Source organism: Brevundimonas sp., assembly GCF_036963785.1.
Classification (GTDB): Bacteria; Pseudomonadota; Alphaproteobacteria; order Caulobacterales; family Caulobacteraceae; genus Brevundimonas.
In genome coordinates, this window is the sequence record NZ_JBALUS010000001.1 from 608,938 (window position 1) to 633,281 (window position 24,344).

Annotated in this window: 24 protein-coding genes and 1 tRNA gene; 12 read left to right on the plus strand and 13 right to left on the minus strand. The window is 67.2% G+C overall.

Annotated elements, in window-relative coordinates:
* The first annotated feature begins 30 nt into the window (after positions 1–30).
* Positions 31–2,079: a TonB-dependent receptor plug domain-containing protein gene (locus V7672_RS03055; protein WP_335623194.1), complete on the plus strand. Its 2,049-nt coding sequence runs from the start codon at positions 31–33 to the stop codon at positions 2,077–2,079.
* A gap of 84 nt (positions 2,080–2,163) precedes the next feature.
* Positions 2,164–4,227: a TonB-dependent receptor plug domain-containing protein gene (locus V7672_RS03060; protein ID WP_335623195.1), complete on the plus strand. Its 2,064-nt coding sequence runs from the start codon at positions 2,164–2,166 to the stop codon at positions 4,225–4,227.
* Positions 4,228–4,288: 61 nt separating this feature from the next.
* Here the strand turns inward: V7672_RS03060 and V7672_RS03065 are convergent, their stop codons facing one another.
* The gene (locus V7672_RS03065; RefSeq protein WP_335623196.1) at positions 4,289–6,220 is read right to left on the minus strand and encodes a peptide MFS transporter; all 1,932 of its coding nucleotides are present in this window, start codon (positions 6,218–6,220) and stop codon (positions 4,289–4,291) included.
* A gap of 715 nt (positions 6,221–6,935) precedes the next feature.
* Between V7672_RS03065 and V7672_RS03070 the strand changes: the two genes are divergently transcribed.
* Complete coding sequence (locus V7672_RS03070) at positions 6,936–8,039, plus strand: N-acetyltransferase (RefSeq protein ID WP_335623197.1); 1,104 nt, start codon at positions 6,936–6,938, stop codon at positions 8,037–8,039.
* Positions 8,040–8,043: 4 nt separating this feature from the next.
* Here the strand turns inward: V7672_RS03070 and mscL are convergent, their stop codons facing one another.
* The 6 genes from mscL to aroA all read right to left on the minus strand — a co-directional run bounded on the left by mscL (position 8,044) and on the right by aroA (position 13,329).
* A complete protein-coding gene (gene mscL, locus V7672_RS03075; protein WP_335623198.1) occupies positions 8,044–8,460 on the minus strand; it encodes a large-conductance mechanosensitive channel protein MscL in 417 nt (138 codons plus the stop codon).
* 32 nt (positions 8,461–8,492) lie between these two features.
* Positions 8,493–8,969 (minus strand): GNAT family N-acetyltransferase, encoded by a 477-nt coding sequence (locus V7672_RS03080; RefSeq protein ID WP_335623199.1) that lies wholly within the window; start codon positions 8,967–8,969, stop codon positions 8,493–8,495.
* 8 nt (positions 8,970–8,977) lie between these two features.
* Positions 8,978–9,262 (minus strand): integration host factor subunit beta, encoded by a 285-nt coding sequence (locus V7672_RS03085; protein WP_335623201.1) that lies wholly within the window; start codon positions 9,260–9,262, stop codon positions 8,978–8,980.
* Between the two features lie 243 nt (positions 9,263–9,505).
* A complete protein-coding gene (gene rpsA, locus V7672_RS03090; RefSeq protein WP_335623203.1) occupies positions 9,506–11,209 on the minus strand; it encodes a 30S ribosomal protein S1 in 1,704 nt (567 codons plus the stop codon).
* Positions 11,210–11,365: 156 nt separating this feature from the next.
* Positions 11,366–12,013, minus strand: a complete 648-nt coding sequence (cmk, locus tag V7672_RS03095) for a (d)CMP kinase (RefSeq protein WP_335623204.1) — start codon at positions 12,011–12,013, stop codon at positions 11,366–11,368.
* Positions 12,010–13,329 carry a 3-phosphoshikimate 1-carboxyvinyltransferase gene (gene aroA / locus V7672_RS03100; protein ID WP_335623205.1) on the minus strand — a complete coding sequence of 440 codons (1,320 nt, stop codon included), beginning with the start codon at positions 13,327–13,329 and terminating at the stop codon, positions 12,010–12,012. The genes cmk and aroA overlap by 4 nt, the downstream gene beginning before the upstream one ends.
* 137 nt (positions 13,330–13,466) lie before the next feature.
* Between aroA and V7672_RS03105 the strand changes: the two genes are divergently transcribed.
* From V7672_RS03105 to V7672_RS03115, 3 genes are all read left to right on the plus strand, one after another.
* On the plus strand, positions 13,467–13,943 hold the full coding sequence (locus V7672_RS03105) for a TIGR02300 family protein (RefSeq protein WP_335623206.1): 477 nt from the start codon (positions 13,467–13,469) through the stop codon (positions 13,941–13,943).
* A 141-nt stretch (positions 13,944–14,084) separates the two neighbouring features.
* Positions 14,085–14,160: transfer RNA gene (locus V7672_RS03110), tRNA-Ala, on the plus strand.
* A gap of 155 nt (positions 14,161–14,315) precedes the next feature.
* Positions 14,316–15,290, plus strand: a complete 975-nt coding sequence (locus V7672_RS03115; RefSeq protein WP_335623207.1) for a complex I NDUFA9 subunit family protein — start codon at positions 14,316–14,318, stop codon at positions 15,288–15,290.
* Positions 15,291–15,297: 7 nt separating this feature from the next.
* On the opposite strand, the gene V7672_RS03120 is transcribed toward V7672_RS03115, so the two are convergent.
* Positions 15,298–16,104 (minus strand): undecaprenyl-diphosphate phosphatase, encoded by an 807-nt coding sequence (locus V7672_RS03120; protein WP_335623208.1) that lies wholly within the window; start codon positions 16,102–16,104, stop codon positions 15,298–15,300.
* Positions 16,105–16,145: 41 nt separating this feature from the next.
* Entirely contained in the window at positions 16,146–17,306 is a 1,161-nt protein-coding gene (locus tag V7672_RS03125) for a citrate/2-methylcitrate synthase (protein WP_335623209.1), read from the minus strand.
* Between the two features lie 111 nt (positions 17,307–17,417).
* Between V7672_RS03125 and V7672_RS03130 the strand changes: the two genes are divergently transcribed.
* The 3 genes from V7672_RS03130 to queG are packed head-to-tail and all read left to right on the plus strand — an operon-like array spanning position 17,418 to position 19,885.
* On the plus strand, positions 17,418–18,095 hold the full coding sequence (locus tag V7672_RS03130; protein WP_335623210.1) for a hypothetical protein: 678 nt from the start codon (positions 17,418–17,420) through the stop codon (positions 18,093–18,095).
* A 50-nt stretch (positions 18,096–18,145) separates the two neighbouring features.
* Entirely contained in the window at positions 18,146–18,817 is a 672-nt protein-coding gene (fzlA, locus tag V7672_RS03135; protein ID WP_335623211.1) for an FtsZ-binding protein FzlA, read from the plus strand.
* Positions 18,818–18,841: 24 nt separating this feature from the next.
* Complete coding sequence (gene queG / locus V7672_RS03140) at positions 18,842–19,885, plus strand: tRNA epoxyqueuosine(34) reductase QueG (protein WP_335623212.1); 1,044 nt, start codon at positions 18,842–18,844, stop codon at positions 19,883–19,885.
* Positions 19,886–19,891: 6 nt separating this feature from the next.
* Here queG and V7672_RS03145 read toward each other — a convergent pair whose 3' ends face one another.
* Complete coding sequence (locus tag V7672_RS03145) at positions 19,892–20,428, minus strand: FKBP-type peptidyl-prolyl cis-trans isomerase (protein ID WP_442888756.1); 537 nt, start codon at positions 20,426–20,428, stop codon at positions 19,892–19,894.
* The gene (locus V7672_RS03150) at positions 20,409–21,611 is read right to left on the minus strand and encodes a threonine ammonia-lyase (protein WP_335623215.1); all 1,203 of its coding nucleotides are present in this window, start codon (positions 21,609–21,611) and stop codon (positions 20,409–20,411) included. Before V7672_RS03150 ends, V7672_RS03145 begins: the two co-directional genes overlap by 20 nt.
* 178 nt (positions 21,612–21,789) lie before the next feature.
* Between V7672_RS03150 and V7672_RS03155 the strand changes: the two genes are divergently transcribed.
* The 3 genes from V7672_RS03155 to V7672_RS03165 all read left to right on the plus strand — a co-directional run bounded on the left by V7672_RS03155 (position 21,790) and on the right by V7672_RS03165 (position 23,287).
* Positions 21,790–22,314 carry a hypothetical protein gene (locus tag V7672_RS03155; RefSeq protein WP_335623216.1) on the plus strand — a complete coding sequence of 175 codons (525 nt, stop codon included), beginning with the start codon at positions 21,790–21,792 and terminating at the stop codon, positions 22,312–22,314.
* 15 nt (positions 22,315–22,329) lie between these two features.
* Complete coding sequence (locus tag V7672_RS03160) at positions 22,330–22,995, plus strand: BA14K family protein (RefSeq protein WP_335623217.1); 666 nt, start codon at positions 22,330–22,332, stop codon at positions 22,993–22,995.
* 100 nt (positions 22,996–23,095) lie between these two features.
* On the plus strand, positions 23,096–23,287 hold the full coding sequence (locus V7672_RS03165; RefSeq protein WP_335623219.1) for a hypothetical protein: 192 nt from the start codon (positions 23,096–23,098) through the stop codon (positions 23,285–23,287).
* A 22-nt stretch (positions 23,288–23,309) separates the two neighbouring features.
* On the opposite strand, the gene V7672_RS03170 is transcribed toward V7672_RS03165, so the two are convergent.
* Both V7672_RS03170 and rpmA read right to left on the minus strand, forming a co-directional pair.
* Positions 23,310–23,843: a GNAT family N-acetyltransferase gene (locus tag V7672_RS03170; protein WP_335623220.1), complete on the minus strand. Its 534-nt coding sequence runs from the start codon at positions 23,841–23,843 to the stop codon at positions 23,310–23,312.
* Positions 23,844–24,002: 159 nt separating this feature from the next.
* Positions 24,003–24,293 (minus strand): 50S ribosomal protein L27, encoded by a 291-nt coding sequence (rpmA, locus tag V7672_RS03175; RefSeq protein ID WP_123288232.1) that lies wholly within the window; start codon positions 24,291–24,293, stop codon positions 24,003–24,005.
* Positions 24,294–24,344 lie beyond the last annotated feature (51 nt).

Sequence of the window (24,344 nt, forward strand, 5' to 3'; positions counted from 1 at the left end):
CACCTCCCTTCATAGACGAGGGGAATATTCATGACACGCAAAACACTGCTGATCACCACCACTGCCGCTATGGTCATGGCGTTCGCGCCGCATGCTCTGGCGCAGGAGGCGATGGGAGACGGCGCATCCAGCGCCAGTTCGTCCGATCAGGGCATCCTGATCTTCACGCCCGACTTCTTTGCCGACCAGAACCCGAACACGGCGCTCGACATGGTCGAGCGGGTGCCCGGCTTTTCCGTCAGCAACGGCGACGGTGGTCGCGGCTTCGAGGGGGCCGTCGGCAACATCCTGATCAATGGCGCGCGACCGGCGTCGAAGAATGACACCGGATCCTCGGTCCTGTCGCGCACGCTCGTCTCCCAGGTCGAGCGTATCGAGCTGATCCGCGGCGGCGCCCCCGGCATCGACATGCAGGGATATGCCGTCGTCGTGAACGTCATTCTGAAGAACGAGAGCAGCCGCCAGACAGTGGTCAACGCCAATGCCACCCTCTTTGACGGCGGCACGGACGTGTACGGCGGCTCCTATCAGTTCACGGCCCGCGACGGCGACCGGACCTGGGGCTTCACCCTGTCGGACGGCATCGGCATGAGCGATTCCAACGGCAATGGCCCTGCGATCCGGCGCGCGGCAGACGGCACGATCCTGAGGGAAGAGGCCTTCCTCAATGACGGCTACGGCGGGGGTCAGGGGCTGCGTGGCAACTATGCCGCCCCGGCCTTCGGCGGCAAGATCGACCTGACGGCCCGCTACGGCACCAACGACTGGCACAGCTATGACCAGTTCACCGGCACCGGCACCTTCCGCCAGAGCCGCTACGACGAGGACGGCACGTCGGGCGAGGTGGGCGTGGTCTATACGCGTCCGCTCGGCGACCGGGTGTCGATGGAGACGCGCTTCATCCACGAGTTCTCGGACTTCGATTCGGTCTCGACCTACAACGCCGATCTGGGCGGGGGCCCCGAGCCGGAGCAGCTGTTCGAGTCGGTCGGCGAGGCCTCCGAGACGATCGCCCGGGGTCTGCTGCGCTTCGAGCGCTCCGAGGCCCTGACCTTCGAGGGCGGCGGCGAGGTGGCCTACAACCGCCTTGACACGGAACAGGCCTTCTCGATTGGCGGAACCCCCGTGGTCCTGCCCTCGGCCACGGTGCTCGTCGAGGAGACCCGGGCCGAGGTGTTCGGCAAGAGCAGCTGGCGCATCTCGCCCACCCTGTCGCTGGAAAGCGGTCTGCGTCTGGAGCATTCGACCATCAGCCAGTCGGGCGATACCGACACCGAAAAGTCCTTCTTCTTCGCCAAGCCCCGCGTGCAGGTCAGCTGGACGCCGATGGCGAACACCCAGGTGCGGGCTCGTTTCGAGCGCGAGGTCGGCCAGCTGTCGTTCGGCGACTTTGCCGCCAGCGCCGAATTGGACAGCCAGAATGTGCTGGGCGGCAATGCCGACCTGGAGCCCGAGGACCGCTGGATCAGCGAGCTGACCTTCGAGCGCCGCTTCTGGGGCGACGGCATCGTCAGCATCGGCCTGCGCCATGACGAAATCGGCAATGTGATCGACCGGATCCCCCTGCAGGGTGGTCTGTCGGCCGTCGGCAACATCGGCGACGGCACACTGGACCAACTGTCGCTGAACATCACTGTTCCCACCGACAAACTGGGCATCTCCGGCGGGCAGTTCGAATTCCGCAACGACTGGAACAAGACCGAGGTCACCGATCCCACGACGGGCGAGGCACGGCCCATTTCAGGGGTGCGGGCCCGGCAACCCGTCGTGTCCTTCAGCCAGGACCTCACCGGCTGGAAGGTCAACTGGAGCGTCGCCTGGATCCCGGTTCTGGGGCAGACCACCTATGACCCCGACCAGACGGTCGGCTGGAAGGGCGGCGACTATTTCGAGCTGGCGGCCGAGTACAAGCCGACACCCAGCCTGTCGATCCGCGCCCAGCTGAACCTGTGGGACAATTTCGACGTCGAGCGGACGGTCTTTTCCGATCGCACCTCGCCCCGGCCCATCGCCTTCATCGAGCGGCGCGAGATCGATCCCCGGACCTTTGTCTCGCTGCGCGTGCGCAAGACGTTCTGATCCCCGATCGCGGCCACCTTTCCCGCTTGTAACTGGCGATTGACGGTTCAGGCGGTATGGGTGGCCGCACAATCGGGAGGCGACATGACATCCAGCACCTGGCTCACCGGCGCGGCAGCGGGCGCCCTCCTGCTGGCACTGGCCGGTCCGGCCCTTGCGCAGGACGTCGGCATGGCAGGCGTGGCCGAGGCGCGGCCGGATGCGACCCGCCCGGGGGTGCTGATCTATGACCCGGTCTTCTTCGCCGATATCCAGCCGCGCACCGCGCTGGACATGGTCGAGCGCCTGCCCGCCTTCGGCATCGCCAACGGCAGCTCCAACACGCGCGGACTGGCCGGCACCTCGGGCAATGTGCTGATCAACGGACGGCATCCGTCGAACAAGAGCGAGGGCGTCGACACCCTGCTGGAGCGGATCCCCGCCGAGAGCGTCGACTATATTGAGGTCATCACCGGCGGCGCTCCCGGCATCGACATGCAGGGCCGGTCGGTCGTCGCCAATGTCGTGCTGAGGGCCACGGTGACGGTCGAGCGGGTCGTGGGTATCGATACCTACATCTATGACGACGGCTATCTCGGCCCGATCCTGAGTGCGCAGTACTCCCGGCGGGCGGGAGACAATCTGGTCGAGGGCGCGATCAGCGCCACGACCGACCGTACCTCGGGCACCAGCCAGGGACGGCGCCAGCGGTTCAGTCCCTCGGGCGCGCTGATCCAGGATGCCGAGGTCGACTCCTGGGACCGGTACCGCAACATCCGGGCCTCGGGCGCGATCCAGCGACCGCAGGCAGGGGGCCTGCTGCGCGTCAACGCCCTGGTATCGCTGTACGACAGTGACCGGGAGCAGGATGTCTTCATCCTGTCGGGCGCAGGCGACGACGACGTCAGCCAGGAGTCGAACGAGAGCCTCTCGGGCGAGCTAGGCGCGCGCTGGACGCGGCCGCTGGGCGACGCCTCCGAGCTGGAGCTGACGGCGCTGCAGCGGCTGGAGCAGTCCGAGTACCAGTCGGGCTTCATCCGCACGGGCCGGACCGGGGTGTTCAGTGGCGACACGACCGAGGGCGAGAGCATCGGCCGGGTCGTGGTTCGCCAGCGCCGCAACGACCGCTGGTCGTGGGAAGGCGGCGGCGAGGTGGCCTACAACTTCCTCGACACCGACAGTGCCTATGAGGAGAACGGCGTGCCGGTGGCCCTGCCGGGGGCGTCGGTGCTGGTCGAGGAACTGCGCGGCGAGGTGTTCGGCCAGACGACCTGGCGGCCCGACCCCCGGCTGACGGTCGAGGGGGGCCTGCGGGTCGAGGCGTCGGAGATCCGCCAGTCGGGCGACACCGATACGTCCAAGACGCTGGTCTATCCCAAGCCGAGGGTTCTGGTGACCTGGACACCGGCCCCGAACCACCAGTTCCGCTTCCGCATCGAGCGGGAAATCGGCCAGCTGGACTTTGACGACTTCGCCGCCTCGGCCGAGGTGGACCTGGGCCAGGTCGAGGCGGGCAACGCCGATCTGGAGCCGGAGAAGACGACCTATTACGAAGCGATCTACGAGCGGCGCTTCTGGGGGGAAGGCTCGGTCACGGCGCGACTGACCCATGCGGTGATCGAGGACTACATCGATATCATCCCGCTGGTCGGAGGGTTCGAGGCGCTGGGCAATATCGGCACCGGCACCCAGACCGAGTTCGAGGTGCGCACGACCCTGCCGCTGGACCGGCTGGGCGTGCCCGGCGCCCGGCTGATCGCGCGGGTGGCCCATCGCGAGACGGAGATTGAGGACCCGCTGACCGGCGAGACCCACCGCTTTTCCGGCGATGACGGCTTCGGCTGCGGGGTGACCTTCACCCAGGACCTGGACGGCGGACGCTGGTCGTGGGGCGGCAACCACGGCTGCGACATGGACGCGGGCACCAGCTATCGCATCCGCGAGGTGCGCTTCACCGATAACGAGCCCCAGTTCAACCTGTTCGTCCAGTGGAAGCCGACCGCTGACCTGACGCTACGGGTCGATGCCGCCAACCTGACGGACATGGAACAGTGGCGCCAGCGCGACATCTATTCGGGGCCGCGCAACACGGCGCCGCTGGCGTATCGCGAGACCTACAGCCAGACGCGTGGATCGTGGCTGTTCCTGCAGATCCGCAAGACTCTGTAAGCCCACGAAAAAGGGGCGGAGCCGACCGGCCCCGCCCCCTCTGTCGTATCAGACGCCAGGGTCAGACCTGGTCAGGTCTGGCGATGCTGGCGTCCTGCTGGCCGCGATCCGTCAGATCGGGACCGGGGTGGTTTCCGGCGTCATTGGCACCATGCGACCAGCCCTTGATCAGGAAGCTGATCAGGATGAAGGCCACGCCGATACCGACGCCCCACCAGCCGAGCTTGGCAAAGCCGTCCAGCGAGGTCTCGAGCGCGCCCTGCGGGTCCAGGACCTGGCCGCCGACGGTCTCGGTGCCCATCAGGCCGGCGATCTGACCGCCGACGAACTGGGCGATCGAACTGGCCAGGAACCAGACCGCCATCATGAAGCTGACCACGGAGGGCAGCGACAGCTTGGTGATCTCGGACAGGCCCACCGGCGACAGGAACAGCTCACCCGTCGTGTGCAGCATGTAGAGCAGGGCCAGGATGATCAGCGGCATCTGGAAGGCGCTGCTGACCATGCCGGACCCGGCGGCCCAGACCACCACGAGGAAGCCGAGGCCGACCTGCATGATGCCGAGGCCGAACTTCATCGTCGGGTTGGGGTCCATCTTCTTCGAGGCCAGCCAGGCCCACAGCGCCGCGAAGATCGGCGCGAAGATCAGGATGAAGCCGGCATTGAAGGACTGGACCTGGGCGGCCGTGATGGTCGCGTCGATCCAGAAGCCCGTGGGCGTGATGCCCGCGGCTGCCAGCTGAGCCGGCGTGCCGATGGTGATGCCGAGGAACTGCATGGCCATCGGGGTGATGGTCAGGTCGACGTTCCGGTCGGCAAACAGGTTCAGCGAGGTGCCGGCCTGTTCGAACAGGGTGAAGAAGACCACCGCGCCGAAGATCAGCACGACGGCCAGCATCATCCGCTGACGCTCGACCCAGGTCTTGCACAGGAAGGCAATGATCCAGGCGATGAAGGCCAGCGAAAGCAGGGTCGAGATGGCCAGAACGCTGCCGACCAGGGCATTGCGCTGGACCATGAACCAGACGATGCCGACCCCGAGGATGGCCAGGATATAGATCAGCCATTCGCGGTTGAGGGGCCCGAACAGGGGCTTCTTGAGCAGTTCGGGGTTGGGCGGCTCGCCATTGCCCTGCAGCAGCGGTTTGCCGAGCACGAAGACGATAAAGCCGAGCGCCATACCGACGCCGGCGAGCCCGAAGCCGGCCCACCAGCCGACGGTCTGGCCCAGATAGCCGCACAGCACCGCCGCCCAGAAGGCACCGAGGTTGATGCCGTAATAGTAGAGGGTGAAGCCGGAATCGCGCCGGGGATCGCCCTGCGGATACAGCTGTCCGACGATCGTCGAGATGTTCGGCTTGAGGAAGCCGACGCCCATGATGATCAGCGACAGGGCGAGGTAGAAGCTCATCTCCGCGCGCGTGTCGCGGGCGGCTTCCATCTCATAGGTGCCGGGCTCAAGCACGGCCGGCAGGCTGGAACCGGGCGGAAGGTCGGTCAGTTGGAGACCGCCGCTCTCGGCCGCGCCAAACCCATACAGCTGGCCATCGACCATGATGCCGACTTCGCGCGCCGCGCCGCGACCCTCACCGACGACCTCATACTGGGCCCCCGCATAGGTCAGGGTTTCAGTGGCCGGGCTGCCTTCATAGGCCATCAGACCATGGCCGGCGACCAGCAGCAGGGCCCCGAAGGCGATGGCCTTGCGCGTGCCGATATAGCGGTCGGCGAGGATGCCGCCGACCAGCGGCAGCAGATAGACCAGCGAGGTGTAGGAGCCGTAGGTCGCGCCCGCCGTGGAGTCGTCGAACAGGAAATGCTGCGTCAGGTAGAAGATCAGGATGCCGCGCATGCCGTAGTAGGAGAAGCGCTCCCACATCTCGGCGAAGAACAGGATGATCAGCCCCTTGGGGTGATGCTTCAGGATCTGGAACAGGACCGGCACGCCCGTAATCAGCGTGATGATCAAGCCCAGGATGATGACGATATTCATGTCCGGTTCCTCCGCCGGTCAGGCGCAAGACCCGCGCCCCTGATGTCCGCTTTTGACAACGGCCTACTCCCTCTTGCGGCGCCCCACTCGGCGCACGAAGGCGCATTTCGACCACGATCCTCAAACCCGGACAAGGCCTAAGGTTACTGACGTGTGGACACCGGGTCGTGGCGGCGTCCGAAAACAGGGTCTGAACCGTCTGAACGGTCTGGAATCGTCCGGGTCCGGGGGCAAAAAATACCGTCTGAATGGTCTGAATGGCCTGAACTGAGTCCTCCCCCATCGGGGGAGGGGGACTATCCGAAGGATGGTGGAGGGGGCCAATGTCAGTGGACACAGGGGTGCTTGCTTCCGGCTCTCTGCGGCTGTGCCCCCACCACCCCAGCGCTGCGGTCCCCCTCCCCCGATGGGGGAGGAATAAACACCGTCTGAACCGTCTGAATGGTCTGAAATCACGTCGTGGCTATCCGGCGGCAGAAGCAACCGGACAGTATGGACGGCCCGCCAGCCAAGGCGGGCAGAACGATCCGGGAGAGCGTGACGGCACGGAATGTATTGAGGTTTTTGGAGGACGGTTTCACATTCCCGCGGACATGGCCCTTCTATGGACCCCGGCCTTTGCCCGGGCGGCGGTGAGAAGAGACAGGGGTTCATCACATGGTAGCGGGTTTGGGGCAGGGTCGGGGTTTGCCAGACCGGAGGGCCCCTCGCCTTCATGCCTGTTCGCCCGTTCACGCCGGAAGATGCCGAAGCGCTGGCGGCCCTGAATCGTTCGGTCGGGTGGTCTGCACGATCGGCAGCGGGATGGCGCTGGCTGGCCCGGGACCCCGGGCGACAGGCGATGGATGCGCCGCTGGGCTGGATCGCGGAGGATGAGCAGGGCGCGCCGATGGCGTGCCTGGGCAATTTCATCCAGACCTTTCGCCTGGGCGAGCGGACCCTCTATGCCGGAACGGGGCATTCCATCATCGTCAGCCCGGCGGGACGAGGCCTGGCGCCGAGGTTGATCCGAACCCTGATGGACCAGAAGGGGATGTTCGCCTTCTACACCTTCAATGCCAATCCGCAGGCCGCTGTGCTCTATCGCCGACATCGGATCCGGCCATGGCCCCAGCCGACCTCTGCGCTCAAATTGGCCTGGCCGCTGAAGCACGGGCCGCGGGCGGTCAGCCGTCTGCTGAGGCTGGCCGACAGCCGCAGCCCGAAGATGCTGGGCCGCGTGCTGGACAGAGTGGCCGAGCCGCTGACGCCTCATCCGAAAGTCGTGCGGGCGCAAGACCTGCCCGAGGGCGTGGCCATGCTGGACGCGCCCTGGGAGATGCCGGCGTGGGAGGCCTACTGGCACGCCTGTGTGGCCGAGGGACGACTGCTGGCGGATCGATCCCCCGAAATCATGCGTCACCGTCTGGGCAACCCCGACCGGACCTCCCCGCCGGTGCTGCTGGCCGCGGTCGAGGGCGAGACGATTGTCGGGCATGCCTGGGCCGAACTGGCCAAGCCGAGCGTGATCGATCCGCCCGTGCTGGAGATCATCGACCTGATGGCGCTGGACGGCGCAGCGGACGCCATCGACCGGTTGATGTCGGCGCTGGTCAGGGCCGCCCGGCGGCTCGACGCCGCCAAGCTGCGGCTGCATCTGGTCAGTTCACGCCTGCTGGACCAACTGGGACCGTGGGCGGACCGGGCCCGGCGCGAAGGCGGCTGGGGTCACGCCCACGCCCGGTTCGAGCCTGACGCCCCCCACCCCGATCTCTGGCAGCCGACACCCTATGACGGCGACTACAGCTTTTGCCTGAGGCCGGCGACGGGCCGGCGCTGAGCGATCAAGCCCGGGTCTTCAGCAGGTCCCGGATTTCAGTCAGCAAGGTTTCGCTGGGCGTCGGGGCGGGCGGCACGGCCTGGGGCTCTTCGGCCTGTTTGCGGCGCATGTTGTTGACGCCCTTGACCAGCAGGAAGACCACAAAGGCCACGATGATGAACTGAAGGACCGTATTGGCGAAGGCGCCGTACTGGATGGCCACCAGCTCCACCGCTTCGGTGGCCGGGTCCTCGGGTTTCAGCACCCACTGCAGCTCGGAAAAGTCCACGCCCCCCATCGCAAGGCCGATGGGCGGCATGATCACCTGATCGACCAGGCTTTTGACGATGCCGTTGAAGGCCGCACCGATGATGATACCGACCGCAAGATCGATGACATTGCCGCGCACGGCGAACTCGCGAAATTCCTGAAACAGCCCCATGTCTTTCTCCGTAACTCGGTCCGACACGGCGCTCAGGCCGCCTGCAGATCCAGATGATAGAATTGATTGAAGTCGCTGGCCGTGTAGTCGCCGAACGCCTCGCCCTTTTTGAATCCGCGCGCGCCGTAAAGGTTCAGCGCTGCGTCGAAGGCGGGGCCAGAGCCGGTTTCGAGGCTCAGGCGGTGGCAGCCCTGTCGGCGGGCCTGGGCAATCAGATGCTCAAGGATGGTGCGGCCCACGCCCCGGCCGAGGTGGTCGGGGTGGGTGCGCATCGATTTGATCTCGGCCACGCTGTGCGGATGAAGGCGAAGCGCCCCCATGCCCAGGAGGTCCTCGTCATGCCAGAGGGTGTAAAGGGTTACGCCCGGCGCCTTGAGACCCGACAGGTCCAGGGCATGGACGCCGCATGCGGGCGAATAGCGGCGCATGCCTTCGAGATGCAGGGTCAGGAGCGCCCGTAGCCGGGCGTCGTCGAAATCTGCCGGAAGGATTCGCCAGCCGGGCTGCATACGCCGCCTCAGTCCTCGGCGTTCAGCCGTTCGCGCAGCTCCTTGCCGCTCTTGAAGAAGGGCACAGCCTTGGCGGGCACATCAACGGTCTCGCCCGTGCGGGGATTGCGGCCCTGTCGCGCCGGACGATGTCGGACGGAAAAGGCGCCAAAGCCCCGGATTTCGACCCGCCCGCCATCGGACAGGGTTTCGACCATACGGCCCAGCACGACATTGACGAGACGTTCCACCTCGGCCTGGGTCAGATGCGGGTTCTCGGCCGCCAGCTTGTCAATCAACTCGGACTTGATCATGTCAGCCCCCTTCCCGTTCCGACGGCCGCAATGATCGCTGCGACCCGTCGTACCTGCCTAACCGGCCCCCGGCGGCGATGCCCCACCCTAGACCTCGCGTGGCCGGGGAATAAAGGGGGGACGCGCAGATTAACCATCATTAACGCCCTTAATGTACGGTAACGGACACAAATTGGCGTCCAAAACAGCAAAAAAGGGCGGCCAGATCGCTCTGACCGCCCCCATTTTGCAGAGATATCGACGTTAGTCCTTGGTGGTGCCCTTTTCGCGGAGGGCGGCACCCAGGATGTCGCCCAGCGAAGCACCGGAGTCCGACGAACCGAACTGTTCGATGGCTTCCTGCTCGTCCTTCATCTCGAGCGCCTTGACCGAGACGGACACGCGACGCGTGGCCTTTTCGATGCCGGTGATCATGGCGTCGATGCGATCGCCGACGGCGAAGCGCTCGGGACGTTGCTCGGCACGATCGCGCGACAGGTCAGACTTGCGAACGAAGGCCGTGACCGGCGCGTCATCCTCACCGAACTTGACCTCGATGCCGCCGGTCTCGATCGACGAGACGGTGACGGTGATCTGCTGACCCTTCTTGTAGGTGTCGCCTTCCATCGGATCGCCGCCCAGCTGCTTGATGCCCAGCGAGACGCGTTCCTTCTCGACGTCGACGTCGAGCACCTTGGCCTTGACCATTTCGCCCTTGCGGTAGCGCTGGATGGCTTCCTCGCCGGAGACGTTCCAGTCGAGGTCGGACAGGTGGACCATGCCGTCGATGTCGCTGTCGAGGCCGATGAACAGACCGAATTCGGTGGCGTTCTTGACCTCACCCTCGACGGTCGAGCCGATCGGGTGGTTGGCGACGAAGGCATCCCACGGATTGTCCTGGGCCTGCTTCAGACCCAGCGAGATGCGGCGCTTGGCGGAATCGACGTCCAGGACGACGACGTCCACTTCCTGCGAGGTGGAGACGATCTTGCCCGGATGGACGTTCTTCTTGGTCCAGGACATTTCCGAGACGTGGACCAGACCCTCGACACCGGCTTCCAGCTCGACGAACGCGCCGTAGTCGGTGATGTTGGTGATGCGGCCGGTCATCTTGGCGCCGACCGGGTATTTGGCTTCGACGCCGTCCCACGGATCGGTCTGCAGCTGCTTCATGCCGAGGCTGATGCGCTGGGTGTCCGGGTTGATCTTGACGATCTGCACCTGGACGGTGTCGCCGACGGCCAGCACCTGCGAGGGGTGCGAGACGCGCTTCCACGACATGTCGGTGACGTGCAGCAGGCCGTCGATGCCGCCCAGATCCACGAACGCGCCATAGTCGGTGATGTTCTTGACCACGCCTTCGCGGACTTCACCCTCGGCCAGCTGACCGACCAGTTCGGTGCGCTGTTCGGCGCGGGCTTCCTCGAGGATGGCACGACGCGAGACGACAATGTTGCCGCGCGGACGGTCCATCTTGAGGATGGCGAAGGGCTGTTCCTTGCCCATCAGCGGGCCGACGTCGCGGACCGGACGGATGTCGACCTGCGAGCCCGGCAGGAAGGCCGAGGCGCCGCCGAGGTCGACGGTGAAGCCACCCTTCACGCGGCCGACGATGGCGCCCATGACGGGCTGCTCTTCGGCGAACACGGCTTCCAGACGGGTCCAGGCTTCCTCGCGGCGGGCCTTGTCGCGGCTGATGACCGCTTCGCCCAGGGCGTTTTCGACGCGCTCGAGATAGACTTCGACGTCATCGCCGACCTTGGGGATCGAGGCGCCTTCGCCCTGACCAAACTCGCGGGCCGAGATACGGCCTTCGGTCTTCAGACCGACGTCGATGATGATGATGTCTTTTTCGATGCCGACGACGCGGCCATGGACTACCTGGCCTTCGCCAAGGTCACGACCCTTGAGGGTCTCGTCGAGAAGGGCGGCGAAATCGTCGCGGGTCGGGGTAAGGGTATCGGTCATGAAACTCTGGGGTTGGAGGTAAGGGCAGGACCGCGCGGCTCCCTACGGAGTCATCACGGACGTTCGGTTGAAAAGGCGGAAGATCGATCCGGGGCGGTCTCAACAGCCCGAACGCCCGCGGTGGCCGAGGATCCTTGCGTTGGATTTGCCCGCCGGTCAGCGCGCTCGCGAGGTCTCGACGATACGGCGGGCCGCATCGAAGGCGGCCTCTATATCCATATCGGTCGTATCCAGCAAGGCCGCGTCGGCCGCCTGGACCATGGGAGCGGCCCCGCGACCGGCATCGCGGGCGTCGCGCTTCAGGATATCGGCCAGCATGTCGTCGAAGCTGATCGCCTCGCCGCGCGCCGTCAGCTGCAGCCAACGCCTGCGGGCGCGGACCTCGGGCGTGGCGGTGACGAACAGCTTGGCGCTGGAGTCGGGGGCGATGACGGTACCGATGTCGCGCCCGTCCAGCACCGCCCCGCCGGGCTGTCGGGCAAATCGCGTCTGCAGGTCCAGCAGGGCCGCGCGCACGCCGGGATGGCCGGCCACGCGGCTGGCCGCCTCGCCCGCGCCCCGGTCGGTCAGGCGGGCGGTGTCGGCCAGATCGGAGCGCTGGAGGGCGCGGGCCACCTGTTCCGCCAGCGCCGCATCGCCGAGGTCCCCGCCCCGGTCCAGAACGCCCAGGCCCACGGCGCGATAGAGCAGGCCGGTGTCCAGATGCGGCAGGCCGTAGTGCTGCGCCAGCCGCTGGGCGATCGTGCCCTTGCCCGAGGCAGCCGGGCCGTCGACGGCGATGATGAGGTCGGCGGGCGTGGTCATCCCGCCTCGATATCGGCACCCAGCCCCTGCATCAACGCCACGAAGCCCGGAAAGCTGGTGGCGATCATTTCGGGGTCGCGGACGGTGACGGGGCGCTGGGCGGCGAGGCCCAGCACCAGATGGCTCATGGCGATGCGGTGATCATGCGCGGTGTCGATGGTGGCACCGCCCGCGACAGGACCGCCGGTGACGATCAGGCCCTCGGGCTCTTCCTCGACGGCGACACCACAGGCGGCGAGGCCCCGGGCCATCAGGGCGATGCGGTCGCTTTCCTTGACCCGCATTTCGCCGATGCCCCGCATGACGGTCCGGCCGGAGGCAAAGGCGGCGGTGGCGGCGAGGATCGGATATTCGTCGATCATGGAGGCGGCGCGGGCTTCCGGCACGACCACGCCGGTAAGGGCCGAGTGCCGGGCGGTGATGTCCCCCACGGCCTCGCCGCCGCTTTCACGACGGTTGGTGATCTCAAGGTCCGCGCCCATCTCGCGCCAGGTGTCGAACAGGCCGATGCGCAGGGGGTTGAGCATGACGTTTTCGACCGTCACCGCGCTGCCCGGAACGATCAGACCGGCGGCCAGCGGGAAGGCGGCGGACGAGGGGTCACCGGGCACGGAGACGGCGGTGCCGGTCAGGGACTGCCCGCCCGCGAGGCGGATGCGCCACCCCTCGCCCTGCACCGCTACCTGAACCTCGGCGCCGAAGGCCCGCAGCATGCGCTCGGTATGATCGCGGCTGCGTTCAAGCTCGGTGATCTCGGCGTCGCCCGAGGCATTCAAGCCGGCCAGCAGCAGGGCCGATTTGATCTGGGCCGAGGCGACCGTCTGGCTGAAGGTCAGGCCCTTGAGAGCGCCGCCGGTCAGTTGCAGGGGCAGGCGATCCTCTTCGCCTTGCCACTCGAACCGCGCGCCCATGTCGCCCAGGGGGCCGGTGACGCGCTTCATCGGGCGTTTGCGCAAGGAGGCGTCGCCGTCAAAGGTCACGGTGATCGGATAGCCCGCTGCGGCCCCCATCAGCAGGCGCACACCGGTGCCCGCATTGCCGCAGTCTATGACGCTGTCCGGCTGTCTGAACCCACCGTGGCCGGTAACCCGCCAGCGGCCGGGGCCAAGGCGCTCGACCCCGGCACCGAACGCCGCAACCGCCCGGGCCGTGGCCAGAATGTCCTCGCCTTCCAGCAGGCCCTCGATCTCGGTGACGCCCGTCGCCATGCCGCCCAGGATCAGGGCGCGGTGGGACACAGACTTGTCCCCCGGGGCAGGGACGGAGCCTGTGAGGGCGGCCCCCGGGCGGGCGGTGAGCGAGGAAGCGGCGGCCACGGACGGCCTTTCGGTCAGGCAGGAAACGGGAGGCGCCGCGAAGAAACCGGGTTTCGGGCGAAGATGGCTTTTGACAGCGGGCCATTGGGGTGGCAAGGGAGCCGCCCGAAATCCACCCGATGCGAAGGTCACGATCCGTGAGCAAAGCTGAACTTGGCGCCAAGCAGGTCTGTCCGAACTGCCAGGCCAAATTCTATGATCTGAACCGCCGCCCGGCGCACTGCCCCAAGTGCGACACGGAGTTTGATCCCGAAGAAGCCCTGCGCCTGCGCAACCGTCGTGGACGGCCGGCCGATGTGCCCGAGCCGGAAGAGACCGACGAGGACACGGACGATCAGGTCAAGGACAAGAAGGCCGCCGCTGACGACGACGAGGAAGAGGACGATACGCCTCCGACCCCCGAGATCGATCAGGAAGGCCACGAAAAGATCCTGACGCCGGACGACGATGACGACGAAGACACGTCGAAAGACGACGCCGGCATGAACGACGATGACGACGACGTTCTGGACGATGACGACGACGATGACTCGACCGCCTTCATCGACGACGGCGACGATGACGATGACGATTTCGACGGCGAGATCGTCAAGCCGTCCAAGGACGACGACTGATAAAAATCGCGCCTTCCCGAGGGTGAAAATATTTGGCGGAATCGGGCTTGATCGGGATCAAGCCCTGACATAGGTTCCGCCGCCTCGCCGGACCCCCTCAAGGGCCCGGCGGACCAGACCGGCGGCGACTGCCAAAGGTTCGGGGCTATAGCTCAGTTGGTAGAGCGCTTGAATGGCATTCAAGAGGTCAGCGGTTCGACTCCGCTTAGCTCCACCATAAACCCCTCGCCGGAACACGGCGGGGGGTTTTCCAATTCCGGCCTGTCACTTCGCCCGCATCAGGACGCGCAGCCGCATTGCCCGGCGCGGGCGCATCGTCTATCCCCGCAACGCAAGCGGCCCGCCGTTCGGGCCTTTCAGGGAGCATGGCTGATGATGCCGTCCGGTTCGGGTCTGGTCACTGTGTTCGGGGGATCCGGCTTTGTCGGGACCCAGGTGGTGCGCGCCCTGGCGCGGCGCGGCCTGCGCGTCCGGGTGGCCGTGCGTAACCCCAATCTGGCCCATGATCTGAAGCCGCTGGGCGACGTCGGTCAGGTGATGCCCGTCTATGGCGACATCACCGACGCTGAAACGGTGCGCAACGCCGTGGCCGGCGCAGACATCGTCATCAATCTGGTCGGCATCCTGTATGAGCGGCCGGGCTCGAAAGCCTTTGAACGCATCCACGTCGAGGGCGCCCGCACCGTGGCCGAAGCCGCGAAGGCGGCCGGGGCCCGCCGCATGGTGCAGATGTCGGCCATCGGCGCCGATCCGAGGAGCGAGTCAGCCTATGCCCGTTCCAAGGCGCAGGGCGAGGCCGCCGTGGCCGAGGCCTTTCCGGGCGCCGCCATCGTGCGCCCGTCGATCGTGTTTGGACCCGGCGATGGCTTCTTCAACCGGTTCGCAGCGATGTCGGGAATTGCCCCGGCCCTGCCGCTGATCGGCGGGGGGCAGACGCGCTTTCAGCCCGTGTTCGTCGGCGATGTGGCCGAAGCGGTGGCCCGCGTGGCCACCGACCCCGCGTGGGCCGGCCAGACGGTCGAACTGGGCGGGCCGACGGTCGTCACCTTTGAAGAGGTGCTGAAGATGATCGCGCGCGAGACGGGCCGGCATCGGCTGTTGCTGCCCCTGCCCTTCCCCGTCGCGCGGGCCATCGGGTCGGTGGCCCAACTGACGACACTGGTGGGGATTCCGCCGGTGCTGACGCGCGACCAGATCCTGCTGATGCAGACCGACAATGTGGTGGCCGAGGGCGCCACAGGTCTGGGCGATCTGGGCATCGAGCCGACCGGTATGGCGGCGGTGGTGCCCAACTATCTGTGGCGCTATCGCCGGGGTGGCCAGTTCGCCGAACAGCCCGCAGGCTGAGTTGCCGTCAGGCGCCGACGCCGAGCCCCAGCAGGACCAGACCCGCGACCCCGACCACGATCCGCCACCAGGCGAAGGGGGCAAAGCCGTGGCGTGAGACGAACTCGAGCAGCAGCTTGACCACCGCCAGCGCCGTCAGGAAGGCAGTCACGAAGCCGATGGCGATCAGGCCCGCGTCGCTGAAGTCGAGCCGCTCCCAGTTCTGCAGCAGGTCATAGGCGACCGCCGCCCCCATGGTCGGCAGGGCGAGGAAGAAGCTGAACTCGGCGGCGGAGCGCTTGTCCGTGCCCAGCAAGAGGCCGCCGGCGATTGTGGCGCCCGAACGGGATACCCCCGGGATCATGGCCAGACACTGGAACAGGCCGATCAGGAAATAGACGCGCAGGGGATAGCGGTCGGCCTCGAGATAGACCGGCACCTTCTTCATCCGGTCGAGCAGCAGCAGCAGTATGCCGCCGACGATCAGGGCGACGCAGATCACCACCGGGGTCTCGAACAGCACCAGCTTGATGAAGTCATAGGCAAAGACGCCGATCACCACCGCAGGCGCAAAGGCGACCAGCAGCCCGATCAGGAAGCGTCGGGACTCGACATCGAAGGGCCAGCGGGTGGCCAGCGTCCACAGGCGTTTGAAATAGACGCTGATGATGGCCAGCAGGGCGCCCAGCTGGATGACGATCTCGAATGTCTTGCCGGTGCTTTCAAAGCCGAGGAAATGGCCGAGCAGCAGCAGATGCCCCGTCGAGGATACCGGAATGAATTCGGTCAGTCCCTCGACCAGCCCGAGAATAATCGCCATCAGCCAGTCGGCCATCGGATCCCCTTGTCGGATGTCATCGGCCCGGCAGGGTCAGCTCAGTTGGCGCCGGGTGTCGGCCCCACATAGCGCAGTCGGGTGCGAATAGGCGAGCCGCCAATCGCCTGATCCAGCACATGACCGATCAACCCGGTCAATCGCCCCAGCATCAGCAGGTCGACGGCGCCCTCGCGCGGCAGGTCCAGACGACGGGCGACGAGTGCCAGCGCGAGCGGCAGTCCGGGTGCAAGGCCGCGCGCCTCGCCCTCGCGCCACACAGCCTCGAGATACGCCGGCAGGCGCGCAGCCTCGATCAGGGCGCGAGCACGGATTTCGTCCGTGTCCGGAGAAGCGGGATCAATGAAGCCCGGCGGCGGGCCGGCTTCCTCCAGCGCCCGTGACAGGGCCAGGGACGGATTGCGCCGTGCCTGGACCACCCAGGAAGCCGCCAGATGGGTCTGACGCATAACAGGCGACCCCAGCAGGGCGGTGACACCGGCGAGCGCCGCCCCGGCCAGGGGTGCCCCCGACTGGGCCGTCGTACGCGCGGCCAGGATGGGCGGCATGGCCAGATCGTCCGCACACAGAACAAGGGCGCGGCGGACCAGGTCGGCGTCCCGCTCGATCAGTTTCCAGCCACGCGCCAGACGCTGGTGGAACAGCAGGCGAGGCCCCGATCCAGCCGCCGCATCGATCACCTCATTGAGGATGTCGGCGGCCTCGGCCCGCAGCGTCTCGGCATCGCGACCGGGAAGCGGAAGGTCCTCGGCCGCCCGCCTTGCCAGACAGGCGCAGGTCTTGAGCCGGATAGACGCGCCGGTCACGGCATCGACGCGCGGCTTCAGCCCCATCAGCGGCTGGGCGGACTTGAGCCCCCACAGGCGGCGGGCGACGTCTTCCAGTGTGGTCTGGGCCGAAAGCTGGGCCACGTCCAGGCCCGCATAGCAAAGCCGACCGTCGATGCGGGTGGACAGGGTGGAGAAGATTTCGGCCTCGCCCCGCCCGGCGGCGCCGCGGCTGAGGACGGCAGGCAGGGCGGCGCGGTCGCCGGCTTCGAGGCGTTCGATATCGCTTTCGGCATAGAGGCTGCGGCGCGGGTCGGTCGGGTCCGGGCGGGCCGCGATCCGGCCACGGCTGACGTAGGCGTAGAGCGTCTGGGTCTTGACCCCCAGTCGCTTCAAGGCCTCGGCGCGCCCGATCCAGCCGTGTCCTGCGTCCATGCCCGCCCCCGTGCAGAAAGCCGTGAGATGCCACCCAAGCCCCAGTCTGGGACCATTTCATGACACAGCGGTGTCTGGGCCGCGCCGGGGGCCATTGGCAAGCCCGCGTGGATGGGCGACAAGCCCGCCATGACGCCTCCCCCCTCCTCGCAATTCGGCCCGAGCCTGTCCGGGACATGGGCAGTCTGGGCGCTGGTCATGGGGATTGTCGCGCTGAAGGTCTTCGCCGCCCGGGCCACAGGCTCGGTCGGGGCGCTGACCGCGCTGACGGACAGCATCATGGACCTGCTGGTACTCGGCATGGTGGCGGGGGCGGGGCGCACCCTCCGGACGGCGGCGGCCGACGCCCGCATCCGACGGCTGAAGGGCAGTATGGTGATCGCCGCGGGGGCCTTCATGGGTCTGGTCTGCCTTGCAAGGATCGTCCAGCCGGTGCCGCTGTCGGGCGGGTACTGGGGACCGGGGGCGGCGCTGGCCGTCGTCGGTCTGACGCTGGGGCTGGCGTGGCTGCGCGGACAGGCTGCGGCCTCGCGCCCGTCCGATATACGCGGCGAGGTGCGCGACCAGTCGATCGCCGAACTGGCGGCGGCGGGGGTGCTGGCGCTGGGACTGGTAGCAGGGGTCTTCCTGGGCGCGCCTGCGCTGGATGCCGCCGCCGGCCTGATCCTCGCGATCTGGATGGTGTGGGGCGGCTGGGCGCTGATCCGGACCGCTGACGACACCGCCCGCTCAGGAGCGCCGACGCTGGTTCCCGGGACGCCGCCGGTGCGGCGCGGCCCCTGGGGCTGACGGCGACGCGGTAAACGCGCGCTTAACGACCCTTGGGGCATGGAGGCCTCATGGCCGACTCCGTCCTGTATCATTTCGCCTTCGATCCGGGATCTCGATGCGCCCGCCTGGCGCTGGGCGAGGCGAAAATCGCCGTGCGCGAAACCCCGGTGAAGCCGTGGGAGGACGACTGTCCCCTGCACGGGCTGAACCCCTCGGGCATGCCGCCGGTGCTGACGGTCGGCGATCTGGTGCTGTGCGAGAGCGCGGCCATCCTCGGCTGGGTGGATGACCAGACCGAGGGCAAGCTGTTGTTCACCCGCGACGAGACGGAACGCGCCGAGACCCGGCGCCTGACCGGCTGGTTCGAGCGCAAATTCACCGATGAGGTTCAGGCCGTCCTGTTGCACGAGCGGATGGAAAAGCCCTTGCTACGGCTGGGCCCGCCCGAGGCGCGGGCGCTGCGCGCCGGACGTGAGGCGCTGAAGGGGCATCTGGTCGAACTGGAGGCTCTGGCGCAGGGCCGCGACTGGCTGGCGGGGCGTCGTCTGGGCCAGGCCGATCTGGTGGCGGCGGCGCATCTGTCGGTGCTGGACTATTTCGGCGAGATCGCTTGGGCGACATATCCGGCGCTCAAGGACTGGTATGTGCGGATGAAGTGCCGCCCCTGTTTCCGGCCGCTGCTGGCCGACCGGCTGCCGGGCCAGCCGCCCGTCGCCCATTACGACGACCTCGACTTCTAGGTCCGTTCGCGGCAAGGCGGGGCGATGAGCGCCCACAGCGAAAGTATGGTCGAGGAGATCCGCGCCCGCGCCACGGCGCTGGGCTTTGATGCCTGTCAGCTGGCGTCAGCCGAGACGCCCTGGACCGCCGGCGATCATCTGGGCCGGTTCGTCGAGGCGGGGCGGCATGGCGACATGGACTGGATGGAGACCACGCTGGAGCGCCGGCGGCATCCGACGGCCATGTGGGATCAGGCGCGCACCGCCATTGTGCTGGGCCTCAACTATGGCCCGGGCGCCGATCCGCTGGGCGAGCTGGAGGACAGATCGCGCGGCTATATTTCGGTCTATGCGCGCGGGGACGACTATCACGAGCTGATCAAGGGGCGGCTCAAGACCCTGGCCGGCTTCATCGCGGCCAGGACCGGCGAGGATGTGAAGGTGTTCGTCGACACAGCCCCCCTGATGGAGAAGCCGCTGGCCCAGCGGGCCGGTCTGGGCTGGCAGGGCAAACACACCAATCTGCTGTCGCGGCGGCATGGCAACTGGCTTTTCCTCGGCGTGATACTTTCGGCGGCGGCGCTGCTGGTCGATGAGGCCGAGAGCGAGCATTGCGGCAGCTGCACCGCGTGTCTGGACGCCTGTCCGACCCAAGCCTTTCCTGCCCCCTTCCAGCTGGATGCGCGCCGGTGCCTGTCCTATCTGACCATCGAGTTCGCGGGCCCCTGGCCCGAGGAGTTCCGGACGGCGGCGGGCAGCCGGATCTATGGCTGCGACGACTGCCTGGCGGTCTGTCCGTGGAACAAGTTCGCCGAGACCTCGCGCGAGGCGCGGCTGGCGGCCCGGGACGAGGCGGTCGCGCCGCCGCTGGCCGAACTGGCGGCGCTGGACGATGCCGCGTTCCGCGCGCGTTTCCGCAAGAGCCCGATCAAGCGGATCGGTCGCGACCGGTTTGTGAGGAATGTGCTGTACGCCATCGGCAACAGCGGCGATCCGGCGCTGCGAGACTCGGCCGAGAGGCTGGTGGCAGACCCCGCCCCGGTGGTGGCGGATGCGGCGCGATGGGCCGTGGGTCAGCTCAAGGCGTGAAGCGGATCAGCCCGTGGCTTCACCCACGCCGCGGTAGCCGCCGGGGGCCGGGGCCACGGCCAGCAGCTTGACCCGGAAGACCAGCACGGAGTTGCCGGGGATAGCGGGCGGGCGACCGTCCTCGCCATAGCCGAGTTCCGGCGGCACATAGAGCATCCATTCGTCGCCGGGACGCATCATCTGCAGGGCCTCGGTCCAGCCGGGCACGAGCCCCTGGGGCGACATCACCGCGGGGGCGCCGCGCTGATAGGAACTGTCGAAGACGGTGCCATTGGTCAGGCTGCCCTCGTATTCCACGCGCACGAGGTCATTGGTGTCGGGCTGGACGCCGTCGGCGGGGCCCGAGTTGATAACCTTGTACTGGAGGCCGCTTTCCGTGGTCTGGATCCCCTCGGCGCGGGCGTTGGAGGTCAGGAAATACTCGGCCGCCTTGGCCCGTGCCGCGCTATCGGCGGACGGATCGGCGTCGCCGCCCCCGCAGGCGGACAGCAGCAAAAGGCCTGCACATGCCGCGCCCGCGGCCCTACCCCATGCGAAGTTCATAACCCTTGTCCCCCAGAGCCTTGCCGATCTCGTCGGCATGCGCCGAGTCGCGGGTTTCCACCATGATGTCGAACTCGGCCCCCTTGGCCGGCACGTCAAGCGCCAGACGGTTGTGGACCACGTCGATGATATTGCCACCGAGCCCGCCGATCACGGCCGCCATGGCCGACAGCATGCCCGGGCGGTCGTCGCCCAGGATGCGATAGACGATCAGGCGCCGCTCGCGGACCATTTCCCGGTTCAGCACCACGGCCAGCATGCGCGCGTCGATATTGCCGCCGCACAGGACCAGCCCGACCTTGCGGCCCTTGAAGCGGTCCGGATTGGCAAGGAGAGCCGCCAGCCCCCCCGCACCCGCGCCCTCGGCCACGGTCTTTTCCAGGGTGGCATAGAAGGCGACGGCCTTTTCGAAATCGGCCTCCTCGCAGACAAAGACCTCCTTCACCAGCGGATCGGCAAGGGCGAAGGGGATGTCGCCCACCGCCTTGATGGCGATCCCCTCGGCGATGGTGGCCCCGCCACATTTCGGGGTCTCGCCCCGACGGCGGGCGCTGAAGGACGGATACATAGCCGCCTCGACGCCGTGGACGTTGAGGTCCGGCTTCATGGCCCTGGCCGCGATCGAACAGCCGGCGATCAGGCCGCCGCCGCCGATCGGGATCAGCATGTCTTGCAGATCGGGGGCGTCCTCAAGGAACTCCATCGCGCAGACGCCCTGCCCCGCGACGATGCCTTCGTCGTCAAAGGCCGAGATGAAGACGAAGCCTTCCTCATCGCGCAGGCGGTGGGCTTCGGCGGTCGAGCCGGTGAAGTCCGCGCCCTCGATCACGACGGTCGCGCCATGGCGGCGGGTGCCGTCGATCTTCACGAAGGGGGTGCCCTCGGGCATGACGATGGTGACCGGCACGCCGAGACGGCCGCCGTGATAGGCCAGGGCTTGGGCGTGGTTGCCGGCCGAGGCCGCCACGACGCCGCGTTTCCGCTCATCCGCATCCAGCAGCATCAGCCGGTTGAGGGCCCCGCGCTCCTTGAAGCTGCCGGTAAAGTGCAGATTGTCGAACTTGACCCAGACTTCAGCCCCGGTCAGCTCGGACAGACGACGCGAATGGCGGGTCGGGGTATGGTCGACCTGACCGCGGATGCGCTCGCGGGCGGCCTGGATATCGGAGAAGGTGACGGTCATCCGGGGTATGGGTCCCAAAGCGTTCCTGCCGTGTAGGTCACGGTCTTCAGCCGCCGCTTGTGGACCAGAGGCGTATCGCTCGCAACCTTGACCTTATGGCTTGCGTTAGGCGTCATGGCGGTGACGTCGATCCGGGCCTATGATCGGCGACACGCGTTCCGGAGGAAGAAAACTGACCATGCCCATTTCGCTGCGAACCCTGACCCTGTCGTCCCTGGCGGCCGCTGCCCTGGCGGCCACCGCCGCCTGTGCGCCCACCACCGGATCGGGCCCCGGACCGATGGTCGAATCGACCGCCTTCAATGCTGCGGACTTCGCCTGGTCTGGCATGAACGGGACGGGAAGCGTCAACGGTCGCATCGACTATACCCAGAACGGCAACCGCTATACCTGCACCGGTTCGGTCGCCCTGACGCCGGTGACGCCCTATACCCGCGCCCGCTTCCGCAACCTGTATGGTTCGACCGAGAAGGCCGCCCTGCCCGAATCGGTCGTACGCGCCCGGACTGTGCCGGACCCCAATGCCGACTACCGGTCCTATGTGCGGTCCTCGACCTGCGCCAACAATCGTTTCCAGTTCAGCAACCTGCCCGCCGGGGAGTGGTTCGTCATCGCTCCGGTCAGCGCCGGAGGCGAAGAACGGGTTGTCATGATGCAACGGATCCGGACGCGCGACGGCGCAAGCCTGGAAATCACCCTCTAGAGATTGGAGCGCCTCATGGCCGACCTGTCGAAGCGTGTCGTCACGATGATCGCCGCGGGGGCCATGTTGGGCCTTGGCGCCACCGCGGCCGAGGCCCAGAGCCGCTATGGCGGTCAGTACCAGGCCCCTTACCAGACGCCTTATGCGGACCAGGACCGGTATGGCTATGAGACCGACTACCGCTATGAGCGCAGCTATCGCAGCGAGCGCCGCAGCAGTGGATATTCGGGCAGCGGGTATTCGGACTGGAGCGTCGCGGCCCAGCGCGACCGGCCCGGTGACTATCGGTGCGACGCTTTCTGGGACGCCAACCGCACCGATTGCGACGCCCGCTGGCGCGACCAGCGGCACCGGACCTCTTACGGCTCGGGCAGCTATGGCTACGACCGGGGCTATCGCGACCACGACCGGCACTATGAACGGCGCGGATACGGATACGGGGGGCCCCAGCCCTACTACGGCTCAAACTATCGCCACCCGCCGGCCTATGGTCAGGGGGGCGCCACGCCCTATTACGGCGCCTATGGTCGGCCGGATCTGGTCTATCCGGGGTCGGGTTCGGCCTATGGTGGAGGGCGCGACGCCCGCCGCATTGACTGGTGCCGCAGAACCTACCGGTCCTACGATCCGCGCACGGGATACTATCGCGCCTATAGCGGCCGACTGATCTATTGCGGCTGATCCGAAGATAAACCTGTGTTCGCCATGCTTTGGCCCCAGCCGGGGGGGCACAGAGGGCGCGCGTCCATCAGGATGCGGGGTTCGGTAAGGGAGCGCGTCCATGTCCCGACACAACATCACCGGTTCGGAAGCGTTTGATCGTCGTCCGTTTGTCTATATCCGCTCGGTGTCGAGCGGTGGCTTGCGGCGCAGGCGGGCCCGACTGGCGCTGGGCTTTGTGCTGGGCGTGATTGTTGCCCTGGCTATCGTCACCGTCGGCCTGCTGATGATCTTCATGCCTGCGCCGGCCTGATACCGGCCCGCCTGACGGATGGTCAGGCCAGCCAGACCATCCGCCGGGTTTCCACCGGGCCACCCCGCGCGCGGCTGAGGCCGGGGCGAACCTCGCCCGTGTACAGAAAGCCCGCCTTTTCCAGCACCCGGCCGGAGGCCGGATTGTCGACGAAGTGGCCCGCGACCAGCGCGCGCTTGCGCCAGCGGCTGCGTGCCCAGCTGAGCGCGCCCTGCAGGGCTTCGGTGGCATAGCCCCGTCCCCAATAGGGCCGCCCGATCCAGTAGCCGGTCTCGGGCACGGGATCGGCATCGTTGAACAGGCCGATGACGCCGACCGGCCCCTGATCCTCATGCTCGATCATGAAGGTGCTGCCCTTGCGCGGATCCTGGGCGGCGACATTCGCCAGGAATTCCTCGGCGTGGGCCACTGAATAGGGCGACGGCATCCGCAGGGTCATGCGGGCGATGTCGGGATCATTGGCCAAGGCGACGAGGCGCGGGGCGTCCTCGGGACGGGGCGCCCGCAGCGCCAGACGCCGGGTTTCAATGACGGGCAAGGGTTCAATTCCGCACATGGCCGGACCTCGGTCTTCCTGCCGCCGCCTTTTGAGGGCTCGGACGGCTCGAGGCGGGGAACGAAAACGGGGAGCCTGGTGATCCAGACTCCCCGCGGAATATTTCCCTTGGTCCGGATCGGCTGCTGGTTGAGCAACACGATCCGGTCAGGCTTCGTGCTACTCGGCGGCGGCGGCGGTGGCTGCCTGGTCGTCGTTGGCCGCAAGAATCGATACGTAACAGCGGCCACCGGTCTTGGTGGTGAACTTCACCGAGCCCGGGGTAAGGGCGAACAGGGTGTGGTCACGGCCCATGCCGACGTTGTCGCCCGGGTGCCATTTGGTGCCGCGCTGACGGATGATGATGTTGCCGGCCAGCACGCGCTCGCCGCCAAATTTCTTCACGCCGAGGCGTTTGGATTCGGAGTCGCGACCGTTACGCGACGAACCACCGGATTTCTTGTGAGCCATAGGTCTGCTCCGTACTTCCTCGATGCGCTATCGCTCGGCTCTCGGAGCCTC